Genomic DNA, 24,553 nt, shown 5'->3' with positions numbered 1-24,553 from the left:
GACGGATTGATCAGTGTTTAGACTAGGCGCGACAAAGCGTCGCGTCTAATTGCCAGTACTGATCTACCGATAGATGACGTCGATCAAGACTCGTTTTGCGATTTCTGAAACAGCGCGAAACAGGCTTCGGCCAGCGCCGAGCGTGGGGCACTGCGACGCATGATCAGCCCCAGGCGCGCCAGGGTATGGGCGTCTTCGATCGGTTGCAGGCGCAGGTGTTCGGTGAGCGCATCGAGCCCCCCTTCCAGCGGCATCACCGCGCAGCACAGCCCGCCGTGCACAGCTTGTAACAACTGATGGACGGCGTCGGTTTGCAGCAGCGGTTGTGGGTTGAGCCCCCGGCTGTGGAAGTTGTGGTCGATGGACTGGCGAAAGTGCATGCCGCTGGTGAGCATGCCCAGCGGCAGCTCGATCAGCGCTTCCCAGCTCAACGGCGTGTCACCGAAGCTGAAAAACCGCTGGTCATACAGCAGGCCCATACGGGTTTCGCCCAAGGCCAAGGAGTCGAAGCGCTCGTTGTCCAGGCGTTCCAGGTAGGACACGCCCAGGTCCAGCCGATTGCTGGCCAGCTGCTCAAGGATCTGCTCGGAGCTCAGCGCCGACAGCTCAAAACGCAGGCTGGGGTGTTCTTTGTGCAACTGCTGCATCAGGGCCAAAGGGTCGAAGCTCGACAGCGGCACCACCCCCAACCGCAATGTGCCCACCAGGTTGCCGCGACAGGCAGCGGCTTCTGCCTGCAAGCCATCATAGGCCGCGAGCACGGTGCGGGCCCACGCCAGCACCCGTTCGCCCGGCGCGGTAAACCCTTCAAAGCGCTGTCCCCGGTTGACCAGGGGAAGGTCCAGTTCCTCTTCCAGGTTGCGCAGGCGCATCGACAGGGTCGGCTGGGTGATATGGCAACGCGCTGCCGCCTGGCCGAAGTGACGGGTTTCGTCGAGGGCGATGAGGAATTTCAGCTGTTTGATGTCCATCTTCGCTCCGTGGGCTTGCTCCAATAGCGAGGGGATTCTAACGCGTGTAGGAGTCGTCTGGTCATTGGTCGGGCTGGAACCAGGTTCTGTAGGACTGGTCTAGTCTTTGGCATCTGGAACCTAAACCCCAAGGAGAGCAAACATGAGTATTTTCAGCTTTGTGAAAGAGGCCGGCGAAAAGCTGGTCAAGCTGTTGACGCCAGGCAACGCCAACGCCAGCGAAGATCTTAAAAAGCACATTGAGGACGTGGGGCTGGGCAACCCGAACGTGCATGCCACCGTCGACGGTGACAAGGTGACGATCAGCGGTGAAGTGGCCAGCCAGGAAGAGAAAGAAAAAATCATCCTGGCGGCAGGCAATATTGCCGGGGTGGCCAGTGTCGAGGATCAGATTACCGTCTCCGGCCCGGCGGTTGCCGCCGCCCGTTTCGTCGTAGTGAAAAAGGGCGACACACTGAGCGCAATTTCCCTGGCGGTGTATGGCAACGCCAACCAGTACAACAAGATCTTCGAGGCTAACAAGCCGTTACTGTCTCACCCGGACAAGATTTACCCAGGGCAGACGTTGCGTATTCCTGAGTAACACGCCTACGAGAGGTGGGTGCTGGCTTATGTGGGAGCCGGGCTTGCCCGCGATAGCGGAGGATCAGGTAGAGAGGTCTTGCCTGACACTCTGCTATCGCGGGTAAGCCCGGCTCCCGCATGGTTATTGGGTCACATAGGTTTAGAGTCCGGCAATGAGGTCTCGATAGTCTTCGACGGCTGCAAACTCTGCAGTGTCCTTTGGCCCTTTTTTGCTGTCCGGTTCTCTTACCGCCAGCAGATGCCCCACACCAAAGTCCCGGGCGCTGCGCAGGATCGGCAAGGTGTCATCGATAAACAGGCTGCGCGCCGGGTCGAAGCCGATGTCGGTTTGCAGAGCATCCCAGAACTGCGGGTTTTCCTTGGCGAAACCGTAATCGTGGGAGCTGATCAACCTTTCGAAATACGGCGCCAATTCGATGCGTTCCAACTTCAATGACAGCGAATCGCGATGAGCGTTGGTGATCAGGATCACCCGCTTGCCAGCCTGCTTGATCGCCGCCAGGAAGGTGTCGGCGTCTGGGCGCAGGGCGATCAGGTGGGCGGTTTCCAGCTTGAGGTCGCGTACCGGGATCTTCAGTTCGGTGGTCCAGAAATCCAGGCAATACCATTGCAACTGTCCAGCGTTATGCTCGAACAGAGGTTGCAACTCCAGCTCGGCCATGGCGCGGCTCACACCGTGCAACTCGGCGTACCGTTGTGGCAGGTGCTCCATCCAGAAGTGGTTGTCGAAATGCAGGTCGAGCAAAGTGCCGTCCATGTCCAGCAGGACGGTGTCGATGGCGTGCCAGGGCAGAGAGGGCATGGGCGGTTCTCATGTAAGTAAAGATATCCGACACAGACAATCGGAAAAGCCACGGTATAGTAACCCGATCACGCCAAGGAGCCGCTTATGCGCCAGAAACCCACCGTCCTCGCCCGCGAAATAGTCGCCAGTAGCCGTTTGTTCCGCGTGGAGGAAGTGCAATTGCGCTTTTCCAATGGCGTTGAACGAACCTACGAACGCCTGGTGGGCCGCGGTGCCGGTTATGGCGCAGTGATGATCGTGGCAATGATCGACGCCGATCACGCCTTGCTGGTGGAAGAATACTGCGGCGGCACGGATGAATATGAGTTGTCCCTGCCCAAGGGACTGATCGAGCCCGGCGAGGATGTGCTGGCGGCGGCAAATCGTGAACTCAAGGAAGAGGCGGGCTACGGCGCGCGCCAATTGGAACACCTCACCGAGCTCTCGCTGTCGCCAGGCTACATGAGCCAGAAAATCCAGGTGGTGCTGGCCACCGACCTCTATGAAGAGCGCCTTGAGGGTGACGAGCCCGAGCCGATGCGGGTTGACCGCGTCAACCTGCGGGAGTTGTCGCAACTGGCGCAAAACGAGCAATTCAGCGAAGGCCGCGCCTTGGCCGCGCTGTACCTGGTACGAGACCTGTTGACCCAGCGTGGAGCGTTTATCGCATGAGCGAACTGTTTTTAGGCCACCCGTTTATTGCCCCCGTGATCGAGCTGGCGCGTCAGGCGGGTGAGGCGATCCTTCCTTATTGGCGGGCCGACGTGGCTGTCACGTCCAAGTCTGATGACTCGCCGGTGACGGCGGCAGACCTGGCCGCTCACCATCTGATCCTCGCCGGGCTCACCGCGCTGGACCCGAGTATTCCCGTATTGTCTGAAGAAGACGCCGATATCGACCAGAGCGTGCGCGCCGGTTGGCAGCGTTGGTGGTTGGTGGACCCGCTGGATGGCACCAAGGAATTCATTTCCGGCAGCGAAGAGTTCACCGTCAACGTCGCCCTGATCGAGCAAGGCCGCGTGGTATTTGGCGTGGTGTCGATGCCCACCAGCGGCCGTTGCTACTTTGGCGGCGCCGGTCTTGGGGCATGGCGTTCCGATGTAAATGAGGCGCCCAAGCAGATTCAGGTGCGCCAGACGCCAGCCGCCGGCGAGGCCTTTACCGTGGTTGCCAGCCGTCGGCACACCAGCCCCGAGCAGGAGCGTTTGCTGGATGGTTTGAGCGAAGGCCTGGGTGAGCTCAAGCTGGCGAATATCGGCAGCTCGCTGAAATTCTGCCTGCTGGCCGAAGGCAGTGCCGATTGCTACCCACGGTTGGCGCCGACGTCGCAATGGGACACTGCGGCAGCCCAGGGCGTGCTGGAAGGGGCGGGCGGCGAAGTGCTGGAGTTGAGTGGCGAGCCGTTCAGCTATCCGGCGCGGGCGTCGTTGTTGAACCCGTTCTTTTTGGCGTTGCCGGCCAAGGCGGCTTGGCGTGAGCGGTTGCTGACCCTGGCCCGTTCTTAAAGCCACAGCAGATCAAAAACGTGGGAGCGGGCTTGCTCGCGAAAGCGGAGTGTCAGCCAGATATCTGGTGACTGACACACCGCATTCGCGAGCAAGCCCGCTCCCACACAAGCCAGTTCCCACAGTTATTTTGTGTTGTGGCGGTTAACGGTGCAGGACGTACTGGCCGGTAAACGCCACCGCATGCGCTTCACTGCCTTCATTCACAATCCACGTCTCCAGCGTCAGCCGCGCACGACCATAGCGCTTGTAGGTCGCTACAAAGCGCTTCCACACCTTCTCCTCCGGTGCCTGGCACACCACCGTCGCGTCCCGGGTCACCGGCAGCGGGTAGCTGATCTGCCCCTCCTGAATCACGATGTGCCCGTCTTCAATCCCTTCCTCACGCAATTGCAGGTGCAACCAACCCCAGCCCGCCAGCACGGCACCGCAATAGAGGCTGCCGCCAAACATGGTGCTCTTGTGATTGATGTTGGCTTGCAAGGGCAGGTGCAGCTGCAATTGGCCGTGTTGCCAGTCGAGCACCTTGAGGCCCATTTCCCGGGTGAGGGGGATGTCGTGGTGAAGGATGGATTCCAGGTAACGGCTGTCGCGGCTCATGGGGGCCTCGTGGCGAGTGGGGTGGGTCATTCGTCGTCGGCGCCATGGTTGGCGCTGTCGGCGAAGTTCAGGCCGTGTTTGCGCAGTTTGTCGTGCAGGGTCTTGCGCGGTACCCCCAAGGCTTCGGCAAGGCTGCGCAGGGAGCTGTGGGGGCGAGTCAGTTCGGCGGCGATCAGGCTTTTTTCGAACTGCTCGACTTGCTCGCTCAGGCCACCTTTGGTGGAGGTCAACACGCCGGCAGACGGGTTGTCCGGTGTCGCGTCCAAGGCCAGCTCCAGGCCCAGGGCAAACCGTTCGGCGGCGTTTTGCAGTTCCCGTACATTGCCCGGCCAGCTGTGGCGCAGCAGCAGTGCGCGCTGGCCCGGCTGCAGCTCGTGCAGTGGCAGGCCATGGCGGCTGCTGGCTTCGTCGGCAAAGTGCTGGAACAGCATCAACGCATCTTCGCCCCGCTCGCGCAGCGGCGGAATGCGCAGCGGCGCAACGTTGAGACGGTAATACAAGTCGGCACGAAAGCGGCCCTGGTCGGCGGACTGACGCAGGTCTTCCTTGGTGGCGGCGATGATGCGGATGTCCAGCGGGATCAACTGGTTGCCGCCCAGGCGCTCCACCACACGCTCCTGCAACAGGCGCAGCAGCTTGACCTGCACATCCAAGCTCATGCTTTCGATTTCATCCAGGAACAGCGTACCGCCGTTGGCAAACTCGAACTTGCCGATACGGCGCTTTTGCGCGCCGGTAAAGGCACCAGGCTCATGGCCGAACAGTTCGCTTTCGACCACGGACTCGGCCAGGGCGCCGGCGTTGATCGCCACAAACGGCCCGCTGCGTCGGCTCGATAGATCGTGCAGCGCACGCGCCACCACCTCTTTACCAGCACCGGTTTCGCCAAGGATCAGCACATCGGCCTTGGTCGCCGCCAGCGCGCCAATCTGCTCGCGCAAGCGCAGCATCTGCGGGGAATGCCCCACCAGGCGCGTGCTCAGTTGCTGGCGATCGCTGAGGGCCAGGCGCAGGCTGCGGTTGTCCAGCACCAGGCGGCGCAGGGCCAGGGCGCGGCGCACGCTGTCGAGCAAGGCATCGCTGGCAAACGGTTTCTCCAGGAAGTCATACGCGCCGGCGCGCATGGCCTGTACCGCCAGCGGCACATCACCGTGGCCGGTAATCAGCAGCACGGGCAGCTCCGGGTCCTGGCCGTGCAGTTCGGCCAGCAGCTCCAGGCCGTCCATGCCGGGCATGCGGATGTCGCTGACCACCACGCCCGGCCAATCGCGGGACAGGCGCGCAGTGAGGCCGCTGGCTTCGCCCAGGGTCAGGACTTTCAGCCCGGCCAGGTCCAGGGTCTGGCACAGGGCCTGACGCAGGTGTGGATCGTCGTCGATCAACACCACCTGGATCCCGTTATCGATACTCATACACTGCGGTCCTCGGACGGTTGCAGACTGACGCCCGGCGAACCGGCACGCAATTTCAAGGTTAACAGCGCGCCGCCTTCCTTGTGGTTGGCGAACAACAATTCGCCGCCGAAGGCGCGCATCAGGGTGTCGCAGATGGCCAGCCCCAAGCCCAGGCCCTGGGTGCGGGTCTTGGTGGTGTAGAACGGCTCGCTGGCGCGGCCCAATGCTTCCATGCAAAAACCCGGACCGTTGTCGCGGATGTACAGGTTGACGCCCTGTTCGGTGGTTTGGGCACTCAACCAGAGTTTGCGCGGCGGGCCTTTTTCGGTGAGGGCGTCGAGGGCATTGGCCAGCAGGTTGCCCAATACCTGGCGCAGTCGGGTTTCACCGGCTTGTACCCACAGGGTTGCCTCGGGCAGGTCGCGGATCAGCTCGACTTCCATTGACCGCCGCCGTTTGGCCAGCAGTGCCAGCGCATCGTCCAGCGCCGGTTGCAGCGCCACGCTCTCGGGCGCATGGCGGTCACGGCGGGCGAAGGCACGCAGGTGGGCGATGATCGAAGCCATGCGCCCGGTCAGCTCGCTGATCAGCTTGAGGTTGCCCCGGGCGTCGCTGGTGCGTTCGTGGTCGAGCAGGATTTCGGCGTTTTCCGCATAGCTGCGGATCGCTGCCAGGGGCTGGTTGAGCTCATGACTGATACTGGCCGACATGGTGCCCAGCGCCGACAGTTTGCCCGCCTGCACCAGGTCATCCTGAGCGCGCACCAGTTCCTGCTGCGCGTGTTCACGCTCCAGCACTTCCTGTTTGAGGCGCCGGTTGAGGCCCTCCAGGTCGCTGGTGCGCTCCACCACGCGCATTTCCAGCTCGCGACGCGCCTTGGCTTCAAAGGCGATGCGCTCCAGGTAGTGCCGGCGGCGCTGCATCATCAGGCCCAGCAGCAACATCAACACCAACAAGGTGGCGCCGCCGACGGCAACCACCGTGCGCACCGGGCGGCTGATCAGCGAACGAGGGGCGAGAATTTCGACGTTCCAGCCGGTTTCGGCGATGGCCGTGGACTGACGCAACCAGGCGGTGTTGCTCAGGGCCAGTGGTTGTGGGTCGCGGGTCGGGTAGGGCTGGATCGCGATGATGGCCTGGCGTTCTTCGGTGGTCAGCGGCCGGGTGGCGCGGAACCGCCATTGAGGGCGCGACGTGAGGATCACCACGCCGTTGTGGTCGGTCACCAGCAGTTGTTCCGGGGTGTTGCCCCACAGGCTTTCGGTGTGGTCCAGGTCAACCTTGACCACCAGCACGCCGATGATCGTGTCGCCGTCGCGTACGGCGGCGGCGAAGAAGTAACCGCGCTTGGCTGAAGTGGTGCCCAGGCCGAAGAACCGCCCCAGGCGTCCGGCCATGGCTTCGCTGAAGTAAGGCCGGAAGGAAAAATTGCGCCCGACAAAACTGTCCTGCTTGTCCCAGTTGGAGGCGGCCAGGGTCTTGCCGGTGGTGTCCATCAGGTACATCACTTCCACGCCGGCCTGGGCGGCGACGTCCTTGAGCAGGAGGTTGGCGTTGACCAGGTTGGTGCTCACCTGGGGTGCGTCCAGCGCGGTGCGCAGGGCGGGCAGGTCGCCGAGTATCTGCGGCAGCACTTCATAGCGGTGCAGGGTGCCGAGCAAGTTGGCGACGTACAGGTCGAGGGTCTGACGATTTTGCCCGGCCAGTTCGTTGCGGTAATAGCGCTCGGCCAAGTGCTCCAGCGGCCACAGCAGCGGCGCCAGGCACAGCGCCAACAGCGCGAGGCTGCGCCAACGGGGTCTTCGCGGAAGGGATGGAGTCATGAGTCGTGCGCCTGTGGGTACAGGCGCATTATGCCTAGTGCTGCTGTGCAAGACACTCGCGCAATGCGTCTTGCCATAGCGGCTGGCTGACCTGCCATTGCTGTTGCAGGCGGCTGCAATCGAGGCGTGAGTTAAGCGGACGCTTGGCCGGCGTCGGGTAGGCGCTGGACGGAATGGCCTCCAGTTCGGCGCAGGCTTTGCCTTGGGCTTTCAGGTGCTCGCCGATGGCTTGGGCAAAGCCAAACCAGGAGGTCTCACCCTGGGCCGTCAAATGGTAGATGCCCCAGTCGCCGGGTTGGCCTGCCTGCCAGCGCTCGATCAACGCGCGGGTGCTGTTGGCGATGCTACCGGCCCAGGTCGGCGCACCGATCTGGTCGGCCACGATGCGCATCTGCGGCTTCTCTGGCAGCAGGCGTTGCATGGTCAGCAGGAAGTTCTTGCCGTGGTTGGCGTACACCCAGCTGGTGCGCAGGATCAGGTATTCGCCGCCCACCGCCGCAATCGCCTGCTCGCCCGCCAGCTTGCTCTGGCCGTAGACGCCCAGGGGGTTGGGCGTGTCGGCTTCGGTGTAGGGCGCGGGCTTGCTGCCGTCGAACACGTAGTCGGTGGAGTAGTGGATCAACGGAATGCCCAGGGCCTTGGCTTCTTCGGCCAGCACGCCGGGCGCGATGGCGTTGATGGCAAAGGCGGCGTCGGGTTCGCTCTCGGCCAGGTCCACAGCGGTGTGGGCCGCAGCGTTGATAATCAGGCCGGGGCGCTGGGCGCGTACGTGCTGGCGGATCTGCTCGGCGTCTGCCAGGTCCAGCTGGTCGCGCCCCAGCACGATGAGTTCACCGAGGCCCTGGAGCCGCTGTTGCAACTCGCGGGAGACTTGGCCGTGCTGGCCGGTAATGAGGATTTTCATGGGAACAGGTCGGCGTCTTTCAGGCTTTTGCCGCTCTGGTCCTTGGCGGACAAGGTCGGTGTGCCTGTCAGCTGCCAATCGATATTGAGGTCAGGGTCGTCCCAGCGAATGCAACGTTCGGCAGCCGGTGTGTAGTAATCGGTAGTCTTGTAGAGGAATTCGGCGAAGTCGCTGAGCACTACAAACCCATGGGCAAAACCCGGTGGAATCCACAGTTGCCGATTGTTGTCGGCGGACAGTCTAACGCTGGCCCATTGGCCGAAGTGAGGCGAACTGCGGCGAATATCCACCGCCACGTCCAAGACTTCGCCTGCGGTTACGCGCACCAGTTTTCCCTGAGCGTGTTCAACCTGGTAGTGAAGGCCACGCAGAACGCCCTTTTGCGAGCGCGAGTGATTGTCCTGCACGAATTGATGCTGCAGCCCGGTAGCTTCCGCGAACGCCCGGGCGTTGAAGCTTTCATAGAAAAAGCCGCGTTCATCGCCAAAAACCTTCGGCTCGATGATCAGTACACCGGGCAACTCAGTGGCGGTCACATTCATATGGTTTCCCCTGCGAGTGTGAACAGGTATTGACCATAACCGGTCTTGCCAAAGTACTTGGCACGCTCCAGCAGGTGGTCACGATCGATCCAGCCGTTTTCGTAGGCGATTTCTTCGAGGCAGGCGACCTTCAAGCCCTGGCGGTGCTCGATGGTCTGCACATAGGTCGACGCTTCGAGCAGGCTGTCGTGGGTGCCGGTGTCCAGCCAGGCAAAGCCGCGGCCGAAGCGCTCTACGTGCAAATCGCCGCGCTTGAGGTAGGCATTGTTGACGTCGGTGATCTCCAGCTCGCCACGGGGCGAAGGCTTGACCGCCTTGGCGATCTTGATCACGTCGTTGTCGTAGAAGTACAGGCCGGTGACGGCGTACGGCGACTTGGGCTTGGCCGGTTTCTCTTCGATGGACAGGGCACGGCCTTCCTTGTCGAAGTCGATCACGCCGAAGCGTTCCGGGTCCTTGACCCAGTAGCCGAACACGGTGGCGCCGGACGGGCGTTCGGCGGCGGTACGCAACTGATCGCCGAAATGCTGGCCGTGGAAGATGTTGTCGCCGAGGATCAGGCATACCGGGTCGTCGCCGATGAATTCCTCACCGATCAGAAAGGCCTGGGCCAAGCCATCCGGCGTCGGCTGCTCGGCGTAGGTGAAACGCACGCCGAACTGGCTACCATCGCCCAGCAGGTTGCGGTACTGAGGCAGGTCCAGTGGGGTGGAAATCACTAGGATGTCCTTGATGCCAGCCAACATCAGCACCGAGATCGGGTAATAGATCATCGGTTTGTCGTACACCGGCAACAGTTGCTTGGACACGCCCAGGGTAATGGGGTGCAGACGGGTGCCGGAGCCACCGGCCAATACGATTCCCTTCATCATGCAATCAGATCCTTCATGTCGGTGTTGCCCAAACGTTCGCCCTGATAACTGCCGTCCTGGACCCTGCGGCACCATTCCAGATTATCGAGGTACCACTGCACGGTCTTGCGCAGGCCGGTTTCGAAGGTCTCTTGTGGGACCCAGCCCAGCTCGCGTTCGATCTTGCTGGCGTCGATCGCATAGCGCTGGTCGTGGCCCGGGCGGTCCTTGACGAAGGTGATCAGGTCGGTGAATTTTTCCACGCCGGCCGGCCGCTGGGGCGCCAGTTCTTCCAGCAGGCCGCAGATGCCACGCACCACGTCGATGTTCTTTTGCTCGTTATGGCCGCCGATGTTGTAGGTCTCGCCCACTACGCCTTCCGTGACAACCTTGAGCAATGCCCTCGCATGGTCTTCGACGAACAGCCAGTCGCGCACCTGCAGACCGTCGCCATACACCGGCAACGGCTTGCCCGCGAGGGCGTTGAGGATCACCAGCGGGATCAGTTTTTCGGGGAAATGGAACGGCCCGTAATTGTTCGAGCAGTTGGTCAACAGCACCGGCAAGCCGTAGGTGCGTTGCCAGGCGCGGACCAGGTGGTCGGACGCCGCTTTGCTGGCCGAGTAGGGTGAACTTGGGGCGTAGGGTGTGGTTTCGGTGAACAGGTCGTCCACGCCATGCAGGTCGCCGTACACCTCGTCGGTGGAAATATGGTGGAAGCGGAACGCACGCTTGGCCGGCTCATCGAGCTTCTGCCAATAGGCGCGGGTGGCTTCCAGCAGGCTGTAGGTGCCGACGATATTGGTCTGGATGAAGGCCGACGGACCGTCAATGGAGCGGTCCACATGGGACTCGGCCGCCAGGTGCATGATCGCGTGGGGCTCAAAGCGTGCCAGTACGGCGCTGACGGTTGGCTGGTCAATGATGTCGGCCTGCACGAACTCGTAGCGGCTGTTGGACGCGATGCCTGTCAGCGACTCGAGGTTGCCGGCGTAGGTGAGCTTGTCCAGGTTGAGCACTTCGTGCTCGGTGTGTTGGATCAGGTGGCGGATCAGGGCGGAGCCGATGAAGCCGGCGCCGCCGGTGATGAGAATGCGCATGTCGAGGGCCTTTTCCTTAGACGGACACTTGGCGAATGAAGCATAGCTTGAGTTGTGAGTCGGGTCGGTGCAAGCGCGATATACGCCAGGGGGTTGCCTAACCCCCTATAACAGTGGCGATATAGACGCCTAAAAAAACAGAGGTCGTCACAATGTTGCTTGCCACGTTGATCCATCGCGCCAGTTTGCCTTGCCCGCAAGTGGGCCCTGATCAGGCAGCCCAGCTGCTGTTGCAGCACTACGACCTCGCTGGCACGTTGCAGTCCCTGGGCAGCCAGCAGGACCTCAATTACAAGGTCGACAGCGCCCGAGGCCGCTTTGTTCTGAAAATCTGCCGGGGCGACTACGCTGCCGTGGAACTTGAGGCCCAGCATGCGGCCCTTGAATACCTGCAGGGCCAGGTACGCGTGCCCACCGTTATTGCGGCGCGAACAGGCGAGTCGCTGCTGACGGTGGCCGTGGACGGGCAAACCATTCATTTGCGGCTGTTGGACTACATCGACGGCGAACCGCTGACGCACGTGCCTCACCTTGGCCGCGACGTGATCGCAGGCTTTGGCGAGCTGTGCGGGCGGATGAGCCAGGCATTGGCCGATTTCAGCCACCCCGGCCTGGAGCGTACCCTGCAATGGGACCCGCGCCACGCGCAGGAATTGATCACCCACCTGCTGGCGACCCTGGAGGACCTGCCCCATCGTGCCGCGCTGGAGCAGGTGGCCGACCAGGTGGACGCCGCTATTAAGCCGCTGGCGCAACATTTGCCTTGGCAAGCCGTGCACATGGATATCACCGACGACAATGTGGTGTGGCAACGCGACGCCCAGCGGCGTTGGCAGGTCCAGGGCGTGATTGATTTTGGCGACCTGGTGCACACCTGGCGTATTGCCGACCTGTCGGTGACCTGCGCGGCGCTGCTGCACCATGCCGAGGGCGATCCGTTTGCCATTTTGCCGGCGATCCAGGCCTGCCACGCGGTCACCCCGTTGCAGCGCGAAGAGCTGCAAGCGCTGTGGCCGTTGATCGTCGCCCGTGCGGCGGTGCTGGTGTTGAGCAGCGAGCAGCAGCAACGGCTGGACCCGGACAACACTTATCTGTTGAAAAATGCCGAGCACGAGTGGGAAATCTTTCAAGTTGCCACGTCGGTGCCGTTTGAGTTGATGGAAGCCGCGATCCTGCGCTGTGTCGGTGAGACGTTGCCACCACTGGCCAACCAGGATTTCGCGCCGTTGCTGCCTGGCCTGGTCGGGCGTGAGTTCGCGTTGATCGACCTGGGCGTGCTCAGCCCGCACTTCGAGGCCGGTAACTGGGAGCAACCGGGCATCGACCGGCATTTATTGGATGAAGCCGCGAGGGTGCACGGGCTGGCCGCCAGCCGTTACGGGCAATACCGTTTGTCGCGTACCCGCCCTGACAGCGCCGAAGAGCCGCAGACACTGGCGCTGCACGTGGAACTGCACCTGCCCCACGGTACGGTGTTGGAAGCGCCGTTTGCCGGGACTTTGCACCTGGGGGCCGACGGTTTGCTGTACTTGCGCGGCGCTGAGACGAGCCTGCGCCTGTGGGGAGGAAAAACGACGCTGGCTCAGGGTTCGACGCTGGTGAAGGGGCAGGTACTGGGCGAGGTCCAGGCTCCGCTGGTCGTACAGTTGTGCCGTGGCGACCTTGAACCGCCCTTGTTCTGCACACCGTCTCGCGCCCAGGCGTGGCAGGCGATTTGCCCCTCGCCGGCCGAGCTGCTGGGGTTGGCCTGTGATGCCGAGCCCGAACTCGACCCCGAGGCCCTCTTGGCACGGCGCGACGCCAGCTTCGCCCGCTCGCAGAAACATTATTACGTCGACCCGCCGCGTATCGAGCGCGGCTGGCGCAACCACTTGATCGACATGCAGGGCCGCTCCTATCTGGACATGCTCAACAACGTGGCGGTGCTGGGGCACGGCCACCCGCGCATGGCGGCGGTGGCGGCGCGGCAATGGTCGCTGCTCAATACCAACTCGCGTTTTCACTATGCGGCGATTGCCGAGTTCTCCGAACGGTTGCTGGCGCTGGCACCGGCTGGCATGGACCGGGTGTTCCTGGTCAACAGCGGTACCGAGGCCAACGACCTGGCGATCCGCCTGGCCTGGGCCTACAGCGGCGGTCGCGACATGCTCAGTGTGCTGGAGGCGTATCACGGGTGGTCGGTGGCGGCAGATGCGGTGTCCACCTCCATTGCCGACAACCCCCAGGCCCTGAGCAGTCGCCCGGACTGGGTGCACCCGGTGACGGCGCCGAATACCTATCGTGGTGAGTTCCGTGGGCAGGACAGCGCCCCGGATTACGTGCGAAGCGTGGAACACAACCTGGCGAAAATCGCCGCGAGCAAACGCCAGCTGGCCGGTTTCATCTGCGAGCCGGTGTATGGCAATGCCGGTGGCATCTCCTTGCCACCCGGTTACTTGCAGCAAGTGTATGGGTTGGTGCGCGCTCAGGGCGGTGTGTGCATTGCAGATGAGGTGCAAGTGGGTTACGGCCGCATGGGGCACTTTTTCTGGGGCTTCGAGGAGCAGGGCGTGGTGCCCGACATCATCACCATGGCCAAAGGCATGGGCAACGGCCAGCCATTGGGCGCGGTGATCACCCGTCGTGAAATCGCCGAGGCCTTGGAGGCCGAGGGGTATTTCTTCTCGTCGTCGGGGGGCAGCCCGGTCAGTTGCCGGATCGGCATGGCGGTACTGGATGTCATGGAAGAAGAAAAGCTGTGGGAAAACGCCCAAGAGGTCGGCGGGCATTTCAAGGCGCGCTTGGAAGCACTGATCGACCGTCACCCCTTGGTGGGGGCGGTTCACGGTTCCGGCTTCTACTTGGGCTTGGAGCTGGTGCGTAATCGACAAACCCTGGAGCCGGCGACGGAAGAAACCGCGCTGCTGTGCGACCGCTTGCGCGAGCTGGGGGTTTTCATGCAACCGACGGGCGACTACCTGAACATCCTCAAGATCAAGCCGCCGATGGTCACGACCAAACGCAGCGTGGATTTCTTTGTCGACATGCTCTCGAAGGTGCTGGATGAACAGCTGTAGATAGTCGATTGTTATCGGCTAATGAATATCATATTTCGTCGCTATTGTATTTTGTTGCTTTTAAAGCCGATTTATATCCGCTATAAAGTCGGCATTTACCCCATTCGGAGTCCTGATCGCCATGACCACCCTGCACAGCACGCCCCGCGCCGATGGCTTTCATATGCCTGCCGAGTGGGCGCCACAGACCCAGACCTGGATGATCTGGCCGGAGCGCCCGGACAATTGGCGCCTGGGCGGCAAGCCGGCGCAGGCAGCTCATGTGGCGGTGGCCAAGGCCATTGCGCGTTTTGAGCCGGTGACCGTGGCGGTTTCTGCCGGTCAGTACGAAAACGCTCGCGCTCGCCTGGATGTGCCCAATATCCGCGTGGTGGAAATGTCCAACGATGACGCCTGGGTGCGCGACACCGGCCCGACGTTCGTCATCAACAACAGTGGCGAAGTGCGCGGCGTGAACTGGGATTTCAACGCCTGGGGTGGTTTTGAGGGCGGTCTGTATGCGCCGTGGAACCGCGATTCCCAGGTGGGCGGCAAGATTCTCGAGATCGAGCGCGCACCGCGTTACCGTACCGAAGGCTTCGTGCTGGAAGGTGGCTCGATTCACGTCGACGGCGAAGGCACGGTGATCACCACCGAAGAGTGCCTGTTGAACCACAACCGCAACCCGCACCTGAACCGTGGGGAAATCGAGGCGGTGCTCAGCGACAACCTGGCGGTGGATAAGGTCATCTGGTTGCCGGATGGCTTGTTCAACGACGAAACCGACGGCCATGTGGATAACTTCTGCTGCTACGTGCGCCCGGGCGAAGTGTTGCTGGCCTGGACCGATGACCCGCAAGACCCGAACTACGCCCGCTGCCACGCCGCCATGGACGTGCTGCAAAGCAGCACTGACGCTAAGGGCCGCTCGTTCACAGTGCACAAGATGCCGATTCCGGGGCCGCTGTATGCGACCGAAGAGGAATGTGCGGGCGTGGACCCGGTGGACGGCAGCCAGGAACGCAACCCGACCGTGCGTCTGGCCGGTTCCTACGTCAACTTCCTGATCGTCAACGGCGGCATCATCGCCCCGAGCTTCGACGACCCGCTGGACAGCCAAGCCAAGGAAATCCTGCAGAACCTGTTCCCCCAGCATGAGGTGGTGATGGTGCCGGGTCGTGAACTGTTACTGGGGGGCGGCAATATCCATTGCCTGACCCAACAGCAGCCAGCTCCGCACAAAAACTGAGTGCAGTTGTAACAACGTCTGGCCGACGATCGGGTGCTACTCGGTTTCAGCGCCCACAGCAAGCCCGCGGTCTAGCAAGGTCGCGGGCTTTTTTGTGTCCGGATGTCCATAAACACGGGACATTGGCATAGCTCTTGTATCGGTGTTGCGACAGTGACCCAAGGTGATGACTGCGCAGTTCTGTCACAAACCTTGAGTAAGTTAGCCGCTCACGCAGTAGGAGAGAGCGCTGAAATGAATGCCGATATCAACCTGATGTACACGCGCACCTTCCACCCTCTGCGGGTCAACGGTGACGCTATCCACGCGCTGGCGCTCTGGTTGAAGGCAAATGGTTCGCGTCAGGTCAGGCAGCAGCCCGACCTGCGCAGTGTGATGAGTGAACGTTACCCGGCGGGGTTGTTCAGCGAAGATGAAGTGCATGCCTTGTGCGAATTGATGCACGACTGAAGAACACTGATATCTGAAAATGTGGGAGCGGGCTTGCTCCCACATTTCGTTTTGTTATCGGCTTAGAAGCTGTAGGTGCCTGTCACCACTAGGCTGCGCGGTTCACCCGGCTGGATCTGCGCCACGCTGGTCGCCGAGGCGTAGTAGTTTTTGTCGGCAATGTTGTTGAGCGCCGCACGCACGTCCCATTCCTTCTGGCGCAAGCCGACCAACGCATCCCAACGGCCATAACCCGGCAACACCACAGTGTTGAGGTTGTCGGCATAACGGTCGCCCACCAGGGTCAGGCCGGTTTCGGCGTACCAGCCCATCTCCGGTTTCCAGGTGAGGAACAGGCTGCCATTGCGCTTGGCCACATCGCTGACGCGCTTGCCTTCAAAGCCGTTGTTGTCCTTCTCGACCTTGGCGTCCTGCAGGCCGATGCCGCCGCGCATGTACCAGTTGCCGACGATCTTTCCGGTGGCCGTCAGCTCCACGCCGCGTGAGCGCTGCAGGCCGCTGAGCAGGGTGATGGTGCGGTCCAGCGGGTCACTGGTGCGACGGTTGTAGAGTTCCAGTTCGTACACCGCCAGGGTGGTGCTCAGGCGATCGTCGAGCCAGTCGCTCTTGACCCCGATTTCCTTTTGCTTGGTCAGTTCGGGGCTCAGGTCGTTGACGCTGCCGGCGGCGTTCGGCGTGATGCCGATCAAGCCGCCGCCTGCTGGCGAGAAGGTCTTGCTCCACGAGGCATAGAACGAGTGATGCTCTACCGGCGTCCACACCACCCCGACGCGCGGGCTGGTGCTGTGGCTTTCGACAGCTTGCCGGGTGTTGAGAATCTTGTTGGTGGTGTCCACTTCGAAGTGGTCGTAACGCAGGCCACCCAGCAATTGCCATTGGTCATTGAGGCGCAGCTGGTCCTGCACATACAGCGCACGGCTTTCGACTTCGGTGTGGTTGTTGCTGGAAACACTCATGCGCCCGGTATGGCGCAGGTTGCGGTTGGGGTTGTTGAGGTCCAGGCTCGGCACGGCCTGCCGACCGGGTCCGCTGGTAGCGGCGGTATACAGTTTCGGGTCGCGGCGCTGGCTGCCCAGCTCAAGGCCGGTGAGCAGGCGATGCTCCAGGCCCTAGGTGTCGAAGCCGCCTTCCAGTTCAAGGTTGTTGAACACGTTGCGGGTGTTCAGGTCCTGCTGCCAGTGTTGGCGGGTAACCTGGTTGGTCGCGGCGGTGTAGCCGGTCTGGTAGGTGTTGTCGAAGTCGCTGTTGAGTTTGAACACGCCCAGGGTATGGCGCAGTTGCCAGTTGCTGTTCAGCTCGTAGGCGAGCTTGGAGCGTAGGGACTGGGATTTGTCGTCGATGTAGTCGTGGTTGTCGAAGTAGGTGGTGCTGCGGCTCACATCCGCCGGCCGGCCGTTGACCCCGGGAATGCCACGGTCGGGCGTACGGTTGTAGCGGCTGTATTCGTATTGCACCAGCCAGTTCAGGTCGGGCGTGAGCTGCCAACTCATGGACGGCGCGAACAACTGGCGGTTACCACTGACGCCATCGCGGAAGCTGTTGTTGTCCTGGTTGCCCATGTTCAGGCGCAGGCTGATGGTTTCGGTGGGGTCGGTGCTGAGGTCGGCGTACAGGCTGCGCAAATCATCGCTGCCGCCCTGGGCTTCAATACTCGATTTGTGCCCGGCCTGGGGCAGCTTGCTCACGCGGTTGACGATCCCTCCCTGGCCGCCTCGCCCGTAAAGCACCGCGGCAGGCCCCTTGAGCACTTCGATGCGCTCTATGTTATGCAGGTCGCGCACGTACTGGCTGTCGTCACGAATGCCGTCGAGGTAGAAGTCATTGCTGGCGTCAAAACCGCGGATGCGCAGGCTGTCGAAACGGGTGTCGGCACCGCTGCTCACGTTGGGGATGCCGCTCAACGCCTGGCCCAGGTCATTGGTGCCGTAGGAGCGCAGGCTTTCGGTTTTCACCGAATCGATCGCCTGGGGCACATACCGTACCGAAGTGGCGGTGCGGGTGGCGGTGCTGGTTTCCCTGACGCGTGGGTCGTCTTCGTCAGCTTCTGCGCTGACTGAAGTTTCAGGCAAGACCGTGGTCGCACAGGCAAAACCGGCAGACAGCAAAACAGAAAGCCCCAGGGTGATGGGCGTCAGGCGATAGGCAGGCATGAAGGCATGTATCCAGAAAGTTTGGGAGGGAAAAATGCGCGCGAATGGTAATGCTTTGCATTTGCGCGCGTTATCCATTGCCAAACGTATCGCCTGGAAAATATGTTACTTCATGTGTTTTTTAGGGGTATTGAAGGGATTTTCAGACTTTCAGCGAAGTGCCGTAGGACGTTGCTTAGAATTATTTCGCCTAAATACAGACGATTCACGAAATTGACACATAGTTCAACGCGCGCATAGGATTGCGCCCAACGCCTGTGGCTAACCGCCATGACTCATCCAATAAAAAAAGGCCCGCGGCAGTTCAGTCGTCCGCGGGCCTTCTTTTTTCTGGAAAAAGTCGACACCAGAAAAGCAACACGGAGCCTGGTGTCACAGCGCGTACTCAACCAGTAATAAGGAATACAAGAAAATGTTGAAGCAACGGATGGGTCTGATCGCTCTGGGGATTTTGAGCGCTACTCAGGCAATGGCCAACGACCAGGAGCAATCCAAGGGTTTTGTTGAAGACAGCCACCTGAACATCGCAGCACGCAATGCCTACATCAGCCGTGACTACAAGAACGGCAAGCAAGACAAAGCCGAATGGGGCCAGGGTTTCATCGGCAAGTTCGAGTCCGGCTTCACCCAAGGCACCGTTGGTGTGGGTGTGGACGCCATCGGCCAATACGCTATCCGTCTGGACGGTGGCAAAGGTCGCAGCGGCGCGGGCGGCATCAACTTCTTCAAGCAGGGCGACAGCGGCGAAGCCGCCCGTGACCTGTCCAAAGGCGGCGCTGCCGTGAAGTTCCGCGTCTCCAACACTGTGCTCAAGTACGGTGATCAGTTCCCGGCCGTGCCGGTGCTGGAATACGACAACTCCCGCCTGCTGTCCGAAACCTACACCGGTACTTCGATCGTTTCCAAAGAGATCGCTGGCCTGCAGCTGGACGCCGGTCACTTCACCAAGGAAGCTCAGAAAGCGGCTGAAGGCACCGACAGCGGCCGCCTGAAAAGCATCGACTACATCGGTGGTAGCTACAAATTCACCGAAAGCCTGTCGGCTGCCCTGTACGCTTCCGACATGGAAGACGTGCTGAAGAAGCAATACGTCAACGTCAACTACGTGCTGGCCCTGCCAGAGAAGCAATCGTTGACCTTTGACTTCAACGGCTACAAAACCAAGCTGGACAAGAGCTTCGCCCAGCTGACCCAAGGTGACGCTGACGCCCGCGACAACAAGATCTGGAGCCTGGGCGCTACCTGGGCTGTCGGCCCGCACAGCTTCACCGTGGCCCACCAGCGCAGCACCGGTGACACCGGTTACCTGTACGGCGGTTACCGCAACAACACCAGGGACAGCGGCATCGGCGACGGTGGCAACACCATCCTGCTGGCCAACTCCTACTGGTCTGACTTCAACGGCAAGGACGAGCGCTCCTGGCAAGCCGGCTACGGCCTGGACTTCAGCGCCTTCGGCGTGCCTGGCCTGACCTACAACATCGCCTACGTGCGCGGCACCAACATTGACGACGGTTCCAACCGCGGCAGTGGCACCGAGCGTGAAATCTTCAACCAGTTCAAATACGTCGTTCAGAGCGGCCCGGCCAAAGACCTGAGCCTGCGTGCTCGTGCGTCGTGGTTGCGCGTCTCCAACAACGCCAGCAACTACAACGTAGGTGGTAACGAACTGCGTCTGTTCGCCGACTACCCGATCAACGTGTTCTGATTGATCGCGCGTTACGCCTGATTCAAGGCGATAAAAACCCCGACTGGTTCGGGGTTTTTTTATGCCTGGCGGTTTTGCACAGAAAAACAGCCAGGCGAGGGCGCAAAAAAGGCGGGAACCTGCAGGCGAAGCAAGCAGCGCCCAGGCGCTGCCCGCCCGTCACATCAGTTTTGCGGACGCTGTTTGGTGGCGTCCAGCTCGGCTTTTTTGGCCGTGCTGATTTCGGTGATCTTTGCCGACTTCTCGATCGCCATGTTGAACGTGGCTTCCATCTTGGCAATCGCCGAATCGGCGTTGTTGGTGCTGCCGGTCCCGCTGGTGGCCGGTGGCTTGCTGCCGCCGCCGCAGGAAGGAGGAACGCACGACATTGGAGCTCCTTGCATCGTCAGGATGCGCGTTGAGGGTTTGAGGGGAACACTAGGCGATGCTACTTAGCCAGTATCGCGGGCGGGTGTGAAATCTTGTGGAACTGGCGTGAACACTTGTTACACCGCATCACTAATGAAGTACTCCGCGCCACCTTTATCCCTCAATGGCGCAAGCCTAAATTGGCCCCACTGCCGGCCCATCATCCCGATGCCCGGCCACTGGAGCCTCTGCCATGCCCTTTGTCAGCCTGCGCATTACCCGTGATGGCGTCACCCCGGAGCAAAAAGCCCAGGTCATCGCCGAGTTCACCGAAACCCTCGAACGCGTCCTGCACAAACGCCCGGACCTGACTCACATCGTCATCGAAGAAGTCGACACCGATAACTGGGGCTACGCCGGCATCACCACCACCGAATACCGCAAATCCCAAGCCTCTTCTGGAGAAGCATCATGAGCAAAGTCGTCATCATTACCGGCGCCTCCCAAGGCATCGGCGCCGCTGTGGTCCAGGCCTACCGCGCCCTCGATTACCGGGTGGTCGCCACCTCGCGGTCGATCCAGCCGTCCACCGATCCGAACATTCTTACCGTGGCCGGCGATATCGCTGACCCCGCCACCGCCCAGCGCGTGGTCCGCGAAGCCCTGGCCACCTTCGGGCGTATCGACAGCCTGATCAACAACGCCGGCATCTTCATCGCCAAGCCGTTTACCGCCTACACCCCGGAGGACTACGCCAACGTCCTCGCGGTGAACCTCAACGGCTTCTTCTATATCACCCAGCTCGCCATCGCTGAGATGGAAAAGAACCGCGCCGGCCATGTGGTCAACGTCACCACCAGCCTTGCCGACCACGCCATCGACGGCGTGCCTTCGGTACTCGCCAACCTCACCAAAGGCGGGTTGAACTCGGCAACCAAATCACTGGCGATTGAATACGCCAAGCGCGGCATCCGCGTGAATGCCGTAAGCCCGGGCATCATCAAGACGCCTATGCATGGCGAGGAAACCCACGCCGCGCTGGGGCAATTGCACCCGGTGGGGCATATGGGTGAAGTGAGTGATATCGCCCAGGCCATCCTCTACCTGGAGAACGCAGCGTTTGTTACCGGCGAGATCCTCCACGTGGACGGCGGGCAAAGCGCCGGTCACTGATCCACACGCCCGGCCTGGTTCGGCCGGGCGTTGTCCTCCCGTGGCGAGCGGCCAAAGAAGGCTTTGTAGGCCCGACTGAAAGCCGCTTCCGACTCATAGCCCACCGCGAAACCCACCTCGCCGATTCGACTGTCGTGCTGCGACAACAGGGTTTTCGCCAGGGTCAGCCGCCACTCATTCTGATAGCGCAACGGCGAACGCCCGATCAATGAACTGAAGCGCTCACAGAAATTGGAGCGCGACATGCCTGCCAGATCAGCCAGCGCATCAATACGCCACTGCTGCCCCGGTGTCGCATGAATAGCCCTCAGTGCGCGGGCGATACGCGCATCCGACAACCCACCCAGCCATCCCGACGCGGCGCCCTGATGCACCCAGGTGCGCAAAATGCGGATCACCACCAGATCGATCAGGCGCGAAATCATCAACGCACCGCCCGGCTGCGTGTCATGGGCTTCGAGCAACATGAAATGCAAAATCCCTTCCGACCACGGCGCGGCGTCGGCGTGACGAAGAAGGATCAGCCGGGGCAGGGCGAACAGCATCGCCTGGAAACTGCTCGCGTCGAACCAGAACCGACAGATCACCACCGTCGCCGGCCCGTCGACCGCCGTGATCGTGATACCCGTGGGGTCATGGGGCAGCAGAATGATATCGCCCTGCTCAAGCATCGTTGTCTGCTGACCGGCGCCCTCCAGAAGCAACCGACCTTGCTGAAGCACGCCGATGTGCGCGCTCTTCTCATCCAGTTCAAGGTACTGCGCTTCCACTAGTGCCGCGGAATACACCCGATCGCCCGTCAGACGAATCTGCGCCAGCACTTGGGACAGCAAATCCCCTTTGGCCAGCCCCTCTAACTGCATTTCCGGATGAATGATCAAGTTTTCGAGGGGATTCGTCATGTTGGTTCCACCGCGCCTTCACTAAGCTGAACCCAAGATCATAGCGCGCTGGGCCAAGCAAAACGCAACCGCCAAACATCAGCCGTTTATGCCTATCGTCCAATTAAACGAGAACCCCACCATGTTCGGAATCTCCGCCCTCGGCTGGCTACACACCCTCGGCAGCCTGCCGGCCATTCCACTGGCCGCCTACATGTTCATCCGCCACGGCCGCATCGTCCCCCGCTCGACACCGGGCGTGCTTTACCTGGCATCCATGCTGATCGGTGGTTTCACGGTGTTTTTGGTCGCGAAGCAACCGGTCAGCAACGCGATTGGCGTCATCACGATTGCGCTGCTGCTGGCGGGGTATGGCGTGGGATATGTCAGCTGGTTGGGTAAGGCGCGGGCGTATCTGGAAACGATCTTCCTGAGCCTGACCGCGTTTTTCCTCATGGTGCCGACCGTTTCGGAGACGTTGCGCAGAGTGCCGGATGGGCATCCGTTTGTGACGGATCTGCAGTCGCCGGTGTTGATAGGGGCGCAGGGGGGGATTGCGTTGGCGCTGGTGGTTGGGGTGGCTACGCAGATGGTTTACCTGCGCAGGCGAGGTGGGCGGTTTGCCTGATACCCAAAAAAGCGCCCCAGCCTTCACAGGCTGGGGCGCTTTTTTGTGGGAGCCGGGCTTGCCCGCGATGGCGCCAGCTCAGTCACTGCATCAACAGCCTATTACAGGGCGATGTCAGGCGACTCCAATACCTTCACCACATCGTCAAGCACGGCCCTGCCCAACTCCTGCCAATAATCCAAGCGTGTAGCGCCATAAAATGCGTGACCGTGAGTGGTCGTCAGTTCATTCACGTGTTCTTCGTGAGAGCGAGTGCCAATAAATAGAAAGTCGCCCGGCGCAGTGGGGCGTGAATTTATCGCGTCTTCGGCGGCTTTGAACGCCTGGATTGGGTGAGGCAACAGCGAAGGGAGAAAAGAGAGGGTGGGCTGCACGATAAGGGGAACAAGGCGTGGACGTTTTGTGGACGCTCACCCAAACCCCAGAAACAACAAAGCCCCTGCATTTCTGCAGGGGCTTCGTCTTATATGGTGCCGGCACCAGGAGTCGAACCCGGGACCTACTGATTACAAGTCAGTTGCTCTACCAACTGAGCTATACCGGCGTGTTAGGGCGACGATTATAGCGATTGGCAAGCTTCTGTAAACCCCTGAATTCTGACTATTTTTACAAAACCCACGCTTTTCTCCCTCGCGCTCCTTTTTCCTACAGGCAAGGTTAGGATGCCTACCGCGCCTCAGAGCCTTCAGCGCCAGCGCGCAACCCATCCAAATCAAAAGGACGCCCCACGTGAAACGGACGCTATGCCTGTCTCTCCTCCTGCTAACCGCCGCCCTCAGCGGCTGCTCGTCTAATAAGCCTGCCAACGACCCCGCCCTGGTAGGCACGTGGAAAGGCCTTCGCACGCAGACCGACAAATGCCAGTTTCTCTCGTGGACCAACAACCTGCGTTCCGACGGGCGTTTCACCATTACTTTCTTCCGCGATGCGCAGCAGACGCAGGTGATCCAGACGGAGCAGGGCAGTTGGTCGGCGGCCAATGGCAAGAATGAGGTGCGCACCGACGGTGTGCGTACGCCGGATCTGTACACCTATAAGCTGGTGGACCCGGACACGGTGCATTACGTGAGTGTGTCGGCGAGCCCGAGTGGGGACTGCCAAGAAGACTATGCGTTTACCGAGCACCGCATTCGCGGCTGACTCACCGTCGCGCTAAAACCGGGCACCGCTGTGCCCGGTTGGCGCATGCCTCAGTTCCCGTCCCCGCAGTTATCCGTGAATTTCTTGTAGGCCAGCACCTGGGTCTGGCCTTTCGAGTCCAGGTAGGTCATCCGTGCATCCACCACGCCGCAGCCTGCGCGGGTGTCTTCGGTGGTGGACAGTACGCGCTGGATATCGGGCTTTGGCTTCATGTCGGCGTGTGCGTTTACGGCAAAAGCCAGCAGGCTGACGGCGATCAAGGTGTTCCAGTTCATGGTGGGTATCCTCCGGGTTCAATAAGGGTGTGGGCTTATTGAAAGCCGGGGAGGTATCTGGCCTGTGTCAGGCGGCGCGGGTTTTGCTTCGTTGTGTATAGGGGGTAAGCCTGCATACACAGAGATACACGGGCCGTGGCTTTGCCGGGGATTTTGGGTCGACCGCTCAGCCGGTTTTCCCTTGAATCCGGGTGAGGTTTCCGTATTCTGTTGCGCGATATAAACCGTCGGTTTAATCGCGGTTTCATGTAGGCAAATTTTCGAGACAGTGTAGGGCAACCGAATATTTGTTGATGGGTGTGTCAGTTATGCGCCGTTCTTGTCCGCCTGGGCAGCAATGTTTGCGAAAAAGTAGCGCAACTTCATGTTCTCTAAGTGAATGCATTTTTCGCCGTCAAACTGTCATAAAAATGGCGTCATGCCGTTCGTCGGATTAAATTGAACTAAAAGCATCAAA

General features: G+C 61.1%; 23 protein-coding genes, 1 tRNA gene and 1 pseudogene. 11 read left to right on the top strand and 14 right to left on the bottom strand.

Features of this window, described 5'->3' with window-relative positions; translation table 11 throughout:
• Positions 1 to 83: 83 nt before the first annotated feature.
• Positions 84 to 971 carry a LysR family transcriptional regulator gene (locus M2394_RS13515; RefSeq protein WP_178918502.1) on the bottom strand — a complete coding sequence of 296 codons (888 nt, stop codon included), beginning with the start codon at positions 969 to 971 and terminating at the stop codon, positions 84 to 86.
• A 142-nt stretch (positions 972 to 1,113) separates the two neighbouring features.
• Here M2394_RS13515 and lysM point away from each other — a divergent pair, with 142 nt between their 5' ends.
• A complete protein-coding gene (gene lysM, locus M2394_RS13510) occupies positions 1,114 to 1,554 on the top strand; it encodes a peptidoglycan-binding protein LysM (RefSeq protein WP_176997342.1) in 441 nt (146 codons plus the stop codon).
• A 141-nt stretch (positions 1,555 to 1,695) separates the two neighbouring features.
• Here lysM and yrfG read toward each other — a convergent pair whose 3' ends face one another.
• Positions 1,696 to 2,358: a GMP/IMP nucleotidase gene (gene yrfG, locus M2394_RS13505; protein WP_259172802.1), complete on the bottom strand. Its 663-nt coding sequence runs from the start codon at positions 2,356 to 2,358 to the stop codon at positions 1,696 to 1,698.
• Positions 2,359 to 2,445: 87 nt separating this feature from the next.
• Here yrfG and nudE point away from each other — a divergent pair, with 87 nt between their 5' ends.
• Both nudE and cysQ read left to right on the top strand, forming a co-directional pair.
• The gene (nudE, locus tag M2394_RS13500) at positions 2,446 to 3,012 is read left to right on the top strand and encodes an ADP compounds hydrolase NudE (protein WP_176997340.1); all 567 of its coding nucleotides are present in this window, start codon (positions 2,446 to 2,448) and stop codon (positions 3,010 to 3,012) included.
• On the top strand, positions 3,009 to 3,845 hold the full coding sequence (cysQ, locus tag M2394_RS13495) for a 3'(2'),5'-bisphosphate nucleotidase CysQ (RefSeq protein WP_178918504.1): 837 nt from the start codon (positions 3,009 to 3,011) through the stop codon (positions 3,843 to 3,845). The genes nudE and cysQ overlap by 4 nt, the downstream gene beginning before the upstream one ends.
• Before the next feature lie 144 nt (positions 3,846 to 3,989).
• On the opposite strand, the gene M2394_RS13490 is transcribed toward cysQ, so the two are convergent.
• Genes M2394_RS13490 through rfbB form a run of 7 tightly spaced genes read right to left on the bottom strand, consistent with a single transcriptional unit; the run spans position 3,990 to position 11,059 of the window.
• A complete protein-coding gene (locus tag M2394_RS13490) occupies positions 3,990 to 4,445 on the bottom strand; it encodes a thioesterase domain-containing protein (protein WP_259172801.1) in 456 nt (151 codons plus the stop codon).
• 26 nt (positions 4,446 to 4,471) lie between these two features.
• Positions 4,472 to 5,857: a sigma-54 dependent transcriptional regulator gene (locus tag M2394_RS13485; protein WP_178918506.1), complete on the bottom strand. Its 1,386-nt coding sequence runs from the start codon at positions 5,855 to 5,857 to the stop codon at positions 4,472 to 4,474.
• Positions 5,854 to 7,662 carry an ATP-binding protein gene (locus M2394_RS13480; protein WP_176997336.1) on the bottom strand — a complete coding sequence of 603 codons (1,809 nt, stop codon included), beginning with the start codon at positions 7,660 to 7,662 and terminating at the stop codon, positions 5,854 to 5,856. Before M2394_RS13480 ends, M2394_RS13485 begins: the two co-directional genes overlap by 4 nt.
• Before the next feature lie 34 nt (positions 7,663 to 7,696).
• Positions 7,697 to 8,566, bottom strand: coding sequence for a dTDP-4-dehydrorhamnose reductase (gene rfbD, locus M2394_RS13475; RefSeq protein ID WP_259172800.1), 870 nt, complete (start codon positions 8,564 to 8,566; stop codon positions 7,697 to 7,699).
• Positions 8,563 to 9,108 carry a dTDP-4-dehydrorhamnose 3,5-epimerase gene (gene rfbC, locus M2394_RS13470; protein WP_259172799.1) on the bottom strand — a complete coding sequence of 182 codons (546 nt, stop codon included), beginning with the start codon at positions 9,106 to 9,108 and terminating at the stop codon, positions 8,563 to 8,565. Before rfbC ends, rfbD begins: the two co-directional genes overlap by 4 nt.
• A complete protein-coding gene (rfbA, locus tag M2394_RS13465; protein ID WP_259172798.1) occupies positions 9,105 to 9,980 on the bottom strand; it encodes a glucose-1-phosphate thymidylyltransferase RfbA in 876 nt (291 codons plus the stop codon). Before rfbA ends, rfbC begins: the two co-directional genes overlap by 4 nt.
• Positions 9,977 to 11,059 (bottom strand): dTDP-glucose 4,6-dehydratase, encoded by a 1,083-nt coding sequence (gene rfbB, locus M2394_RS13460; protein ID WP_259172796.1) that lies wholly within the window; start codon positions 11,057 to 11,059, stop codon positions 9,977 to 9,979. The genes rfbA and rfbB overlap by 4 nt, the downstream gene beginning before the upstream one ends.
• A gap of 152 nt (positions 11,060 to 11,211) precedes the next feature.
• Between rfbB and M2394_RS13455 the strand changes: the two genes are divergently transcribed.
• The 3 genes from M2394_RS13455 (at position 11,212) to M2394_RS13445 (ending at position 15,793) form a co-directional block, all read left to right on the top strand.
• On the top strand, positions 11,212 to 14,115 hold the full coding sequence (locus M2394_RS13455) for an aminotransferase (protein WP_259172795.1): 2,904 nt from the start codon (positions 11,212 to 11,214) through the stop codon (positions 14,113 to 14,115).
• Between the two features lie 121 nt (positions 14,116 to 14,236).
• Positions 14,237 to 15,343, top strand: coding sequence for an agmatine deiminase (gene aguA, locus M2394_RS13450; RefSeq protein ID WP_178918512.1), 1,107 nt, complete (start codon positions 14,237 to 14,239; stop codon positions 15,341 to 15,343).
• Positions 15,344 to 15,577: 234 nt separating this feature from the next.
• Positions 15,578 to 15,793, top strand: a complete 216-nt coding sequence (locus M2394_RS13445; RefSeq protein ID WP_259172794.1) for a hypothetical protein — start codon at positions 15,578 to 15,580, stop codon at positions 15,791 to 15,793.
• Positions 15,794 to 15,855: 62 nt separating this feature from the next.
• Here M2394_RS13445 and M2394_RS13440 read toward each other — a convergent pair.
• A pseudogene (locus tag M2394_RS13440) lies at positions 15,856 to 17,943 on the bottom strand (TonB-dependent receptor).
• Between the two features lie 412 nt (positions 17,944 to 18,355).
• On the opposite strand from M2394_RS13440, the gene M2394_RS13435 reads away from it, so the two are divergent.
• Entirely contained in the window at positions 18,356 to 19,651 is a 1,296-nt protein-coding gene (locus M2394_RS13435) for an OprD family porin (RefSeq protein ID WP_259172793.1), read from the top strand.
• 164 nt (positions 19,652 to 19,815) lie between these two features.
• Here the strand turns inward: M2394_RS13435 and M2394_RS13430 are convergent, their stop codons facing one another.
• Positions 19,816 to 20,019, bottom strand: coding sequence for a hypothetical protein (locus M2394_RS13430; RefSeq protein ID WP_176997040.1), 204 nt, complete (start codon positions 20,017 to 20,019; stop codon positions 19,816 to 19,818).
• 233 nt (positions 20,020 to 20,252) lie between these two features.
• Here M2394_RS13430 and M2394_RS13425 point away from each other — a divergent pair, with 233 nt between their 5' ends.
• Positions 20,253 to 20,474 (top strand): 4-oxalocrotonate tautomerase family protein, encoded by a 222-nt coding sequence (locus tag M2394_RS13425; protein ID WP_176997326.1) that lies wholly within the window; start codon positions 20,253 to 20,255, stop codon positions 20,472 to 20,474.
• Positions 20,471 to 21,172, top strand: coding sequence for an SDR family NAD(P)-dependent oxidoreductase (locus M2394_RS13420; protein ID WP_259172792.1), 702 nt, complete (start codon positions 20,471 to 20,473; stop codon positions 21,170 to 21,172). Before M2394_RS13425 ends, M2394_RS13420 begins: the two co-directional genes overlap by 4 nt.
• On the opposite strand, the gene M2394_RS13415 is transcribed toward M2394_RS13420, so the two are convergent.
• Complete coding sequence (locus tag M2394_RS13415; protein WP_259172791.1) at positions 21,166 to 22,074, bottom strand: AraC family transcriptional regulator; 909 nt, start codon at positions 22,072 to 22,074, stop codon at positions 21,166 to 21,168. The genes M2394_RS13420 and M2394_RS13415 overlap by 7 nt on opposite strands.
• A 121-nt stretch (positions 22,075 to 22,195) precedes the next feature.
• On the opposite strand from M2394_RS13415, the gene M2394_RS13410 reads away from it, so the two are divergent.
• A complete protein-coding gene (locus M2394_RS13410) occupies positions 22,196 to 22,681 on the top strand; it encodes a hypothetical protein (protein WP_259172790.1) in 486 nt (161 codons plus the stop codon).
• Between the two features lie 468 nt (positions 22,682 to 23,149).
• Here M2394_RS13410 and M2394_RS13405 read toward each other — a convergent pair.
• Positions 23,150 to 23,225 (bottom strand) — tRNA-Thr (locus M2394_RS13405).
• A gap of 185 nt (positions 23,226 to 23,410) precedes the next feature.
• Here M2394_RS13405 and M2394_RS13400 point away from each other — a divergent pair.
• On the top strand, positions 23,411 to 23,821 hold the full coding sequence (locus M2394_RS13400) for a hypothetical protein (protein ID WP_259172789.1): 411 nt from the start codon (positions 23,411 to 23,413) through the stop codon (positions 23,819 to 23,821).
• Positions 23,822 to 23,871: 50 nt separating this feature from the next.
• On the opposite strand, the gene M2394_RS13395 is transcribed toward M2394_RS13400, so the two are convergent.
• Positions 23,872 to 24,096: a DUF2790 domain-containing protein gene (locus M2394_RS13395; protein ID WP_178918520.1), complete on the bottom strand. Its 225-nt coding sequence runs from the start codon at positions 24,094 to 24,096 to the stop codon at positions 23,872 to 23,874.
• Positions 24,097 to 24,553 lie beyond the last annotated feature (457 nt).

Source organism: Pseudomonas sp. BIGb0164 (genome assembly GCF_024810135.1).
GTDB lineage: Bacteria > Pseudomonadota > Gammaproteobacteria > Pseudomonadales > Pseudomonadaceae > Aquipseudomonas.
Note: the sequence above shows the minus strand (reverse complement) of the source record. Positions and strands in the feature narration are given on the sequence as shown.

What these genes read in the sequence shown, in the direction of transcription:
- rfbC (WP_259172799.1), bottom strand. Translation starts at nt 9,108, where the DNA reads ATGAATGTGACCGCCACTGAGTTGCCCGGTGTACTGATCATCGAGCCG.
- M2394_RS13410 (WP_259172790.1), top strand. Translation starts at nt 22,196, where the DNA reads ATGTTCGGAATCTCCGCCCTCGGCTGGCTACACACCCTCGGCAGCCTG.
- aguA (WP_178918512.1), top strand. Translation starts at nt 14,237, where the DNA reads ATGACCACCCTGCACAGCACGCCCCGCGCCGATGGCTTTCATATGCCT.
- M2394_RS13445 (WP_259172794.1), top strand. Translation starts at nt 15,578, where the DNA reads ATGAATGCCGATATCAACCTGATGTACACGCGCACCTTCCACCCTCTG.
- rfbD (WP_259172800.1), bottom strand. Translation starts at nt 8,566, where the DNA reads ATGAAAATCCTCATTACCGGCCAGCACGGCCAAGTCTCCCGCGAGTTG.
- yrfG (WP_259172802.1), bottom strand. Translation starts at nt 2,358, where the DNA reads ATGCCCTCTCTGCCCTGGCACGCCATCGACACCGTCCTGCTGGACATG.
- M2394_RS13430 (WP_176997040.1), bottom strand. Translation starts at nt 20,019, where the DNA reads ATGTCGTGCGTTCCTCCTTCCTGCGGCGGCGGCAGCAAGCCACCGGCC.
- M2394_RS13490 (WP_259172801.1), bottom strand. Translation starts at nt 4,445, where the DNA reads ATGAGCCGCGACAGCCGTTACCTGGAATCCATCCTTCACCACGACATC.
- lysM (WP_176997342.1), top strand. Translation starts at nt 1,114, where the DNA reads ATGAGTATTTTCAGCTTTGTGAAAGAGGCCGGCGAAAAGCTGGTCAAG.
- nudE (WP_176997340.1), top strand. Translation starts at nt 2,446, where the DNA reads ATGCGCCAGAAACCCACCGTCCTCGCCCGCGAAATAGTCGCCAGTAGC.
- M2394_RS13395 (WP_178918520.1), bottom strand. Translation starts at nt 24,096, where the DNA reads ATGAACTGGAACACCTTGATCGCCGTCAGCCTGCTGGCTTTTGCCGTA.
- M2394_RS13425 (WP_176997326.1), top strand. Translation starts at nt 20,253, where the DNA reads ATGCCCTTTGTCAGCCTGCGCATTACCCGTGATGGCGTCACCCCGGAG.
- rfbA (WP_259172798.1), bottom strand. Translation starts at nt 9,980, where the DNA reads ATGATGAAGGGAATCGTATTGGCCGGTGGCTCCGGCACCCGTCTGCAC.
- M2394_RS13435 (WP_259172793.1), top strand. Translation starts at nt 18,356, where the DNA reads ATGTTGAAGCAACGGATGGGTCTGATCGCTCTGGGGATTTTGAGCGCT.
- M2394_RS13480 (WP_176997336.1), bottom strand. Translation starts at nt 7,662, where the DNA reads ATGACTCCATCCCTTCCGCGAAGACCCCGTTGGCGCAGCCTCGCGCTG.
- M2394_RS13485 (WP_178918506.1), bottom strand. Translation starts at nt 5,857, where the DNA reads ATGAGTATCGATAACGGGATCCAGGTGGTGTTGATCGACGACGATCCA.
- cysQ (WP_178918504.1), top strand. Translation starts at nt 3,009, where the DNA reads ATGAGCGAACTGTTTTTAGGCCACCCGTTTATTGCCCCCGTGATCGAG.
- M2394_RS13415 (WP_259172791.1), bottom strand. Translation starts at nt 22,074, where the DNA reads ATGACGAATCCCCTCGAAAACTTGATCATTCATCCGGAAATGCAGTTA.
- M2394_RS13420 (WP_259172792.1), top strand. Translation starts at nt 20,471, where the DNA reads ATGAGCAAAGTCGTCATCATTACCGGCGCCTCCCAAGGCATCGGCGCC.
- M2394_RS13515 (WP_178918502.1), bottom strand. Translation starts at nt 971, where the DNA reads ATGGACATCAAACAGCTGAAATTCCTCATCGCCCTCGACGAAACCCGT.
- rfbB (WP_259172796.1), bottom strand. Translation starts at nt 11,059, where the DNA reads ATGCGCATTCTCATCACCGGCGGCGCCGGCTTCATCGGCTCCGCCCTG.
- M2394_RS13455 (WP_259172795.1), top strand. Translation starts at nt 11,212, where the DNA reads ATGTTGCTTGCCACGTTGATCCATCGCGCCAGTTTGCCTTGCCCGCAA.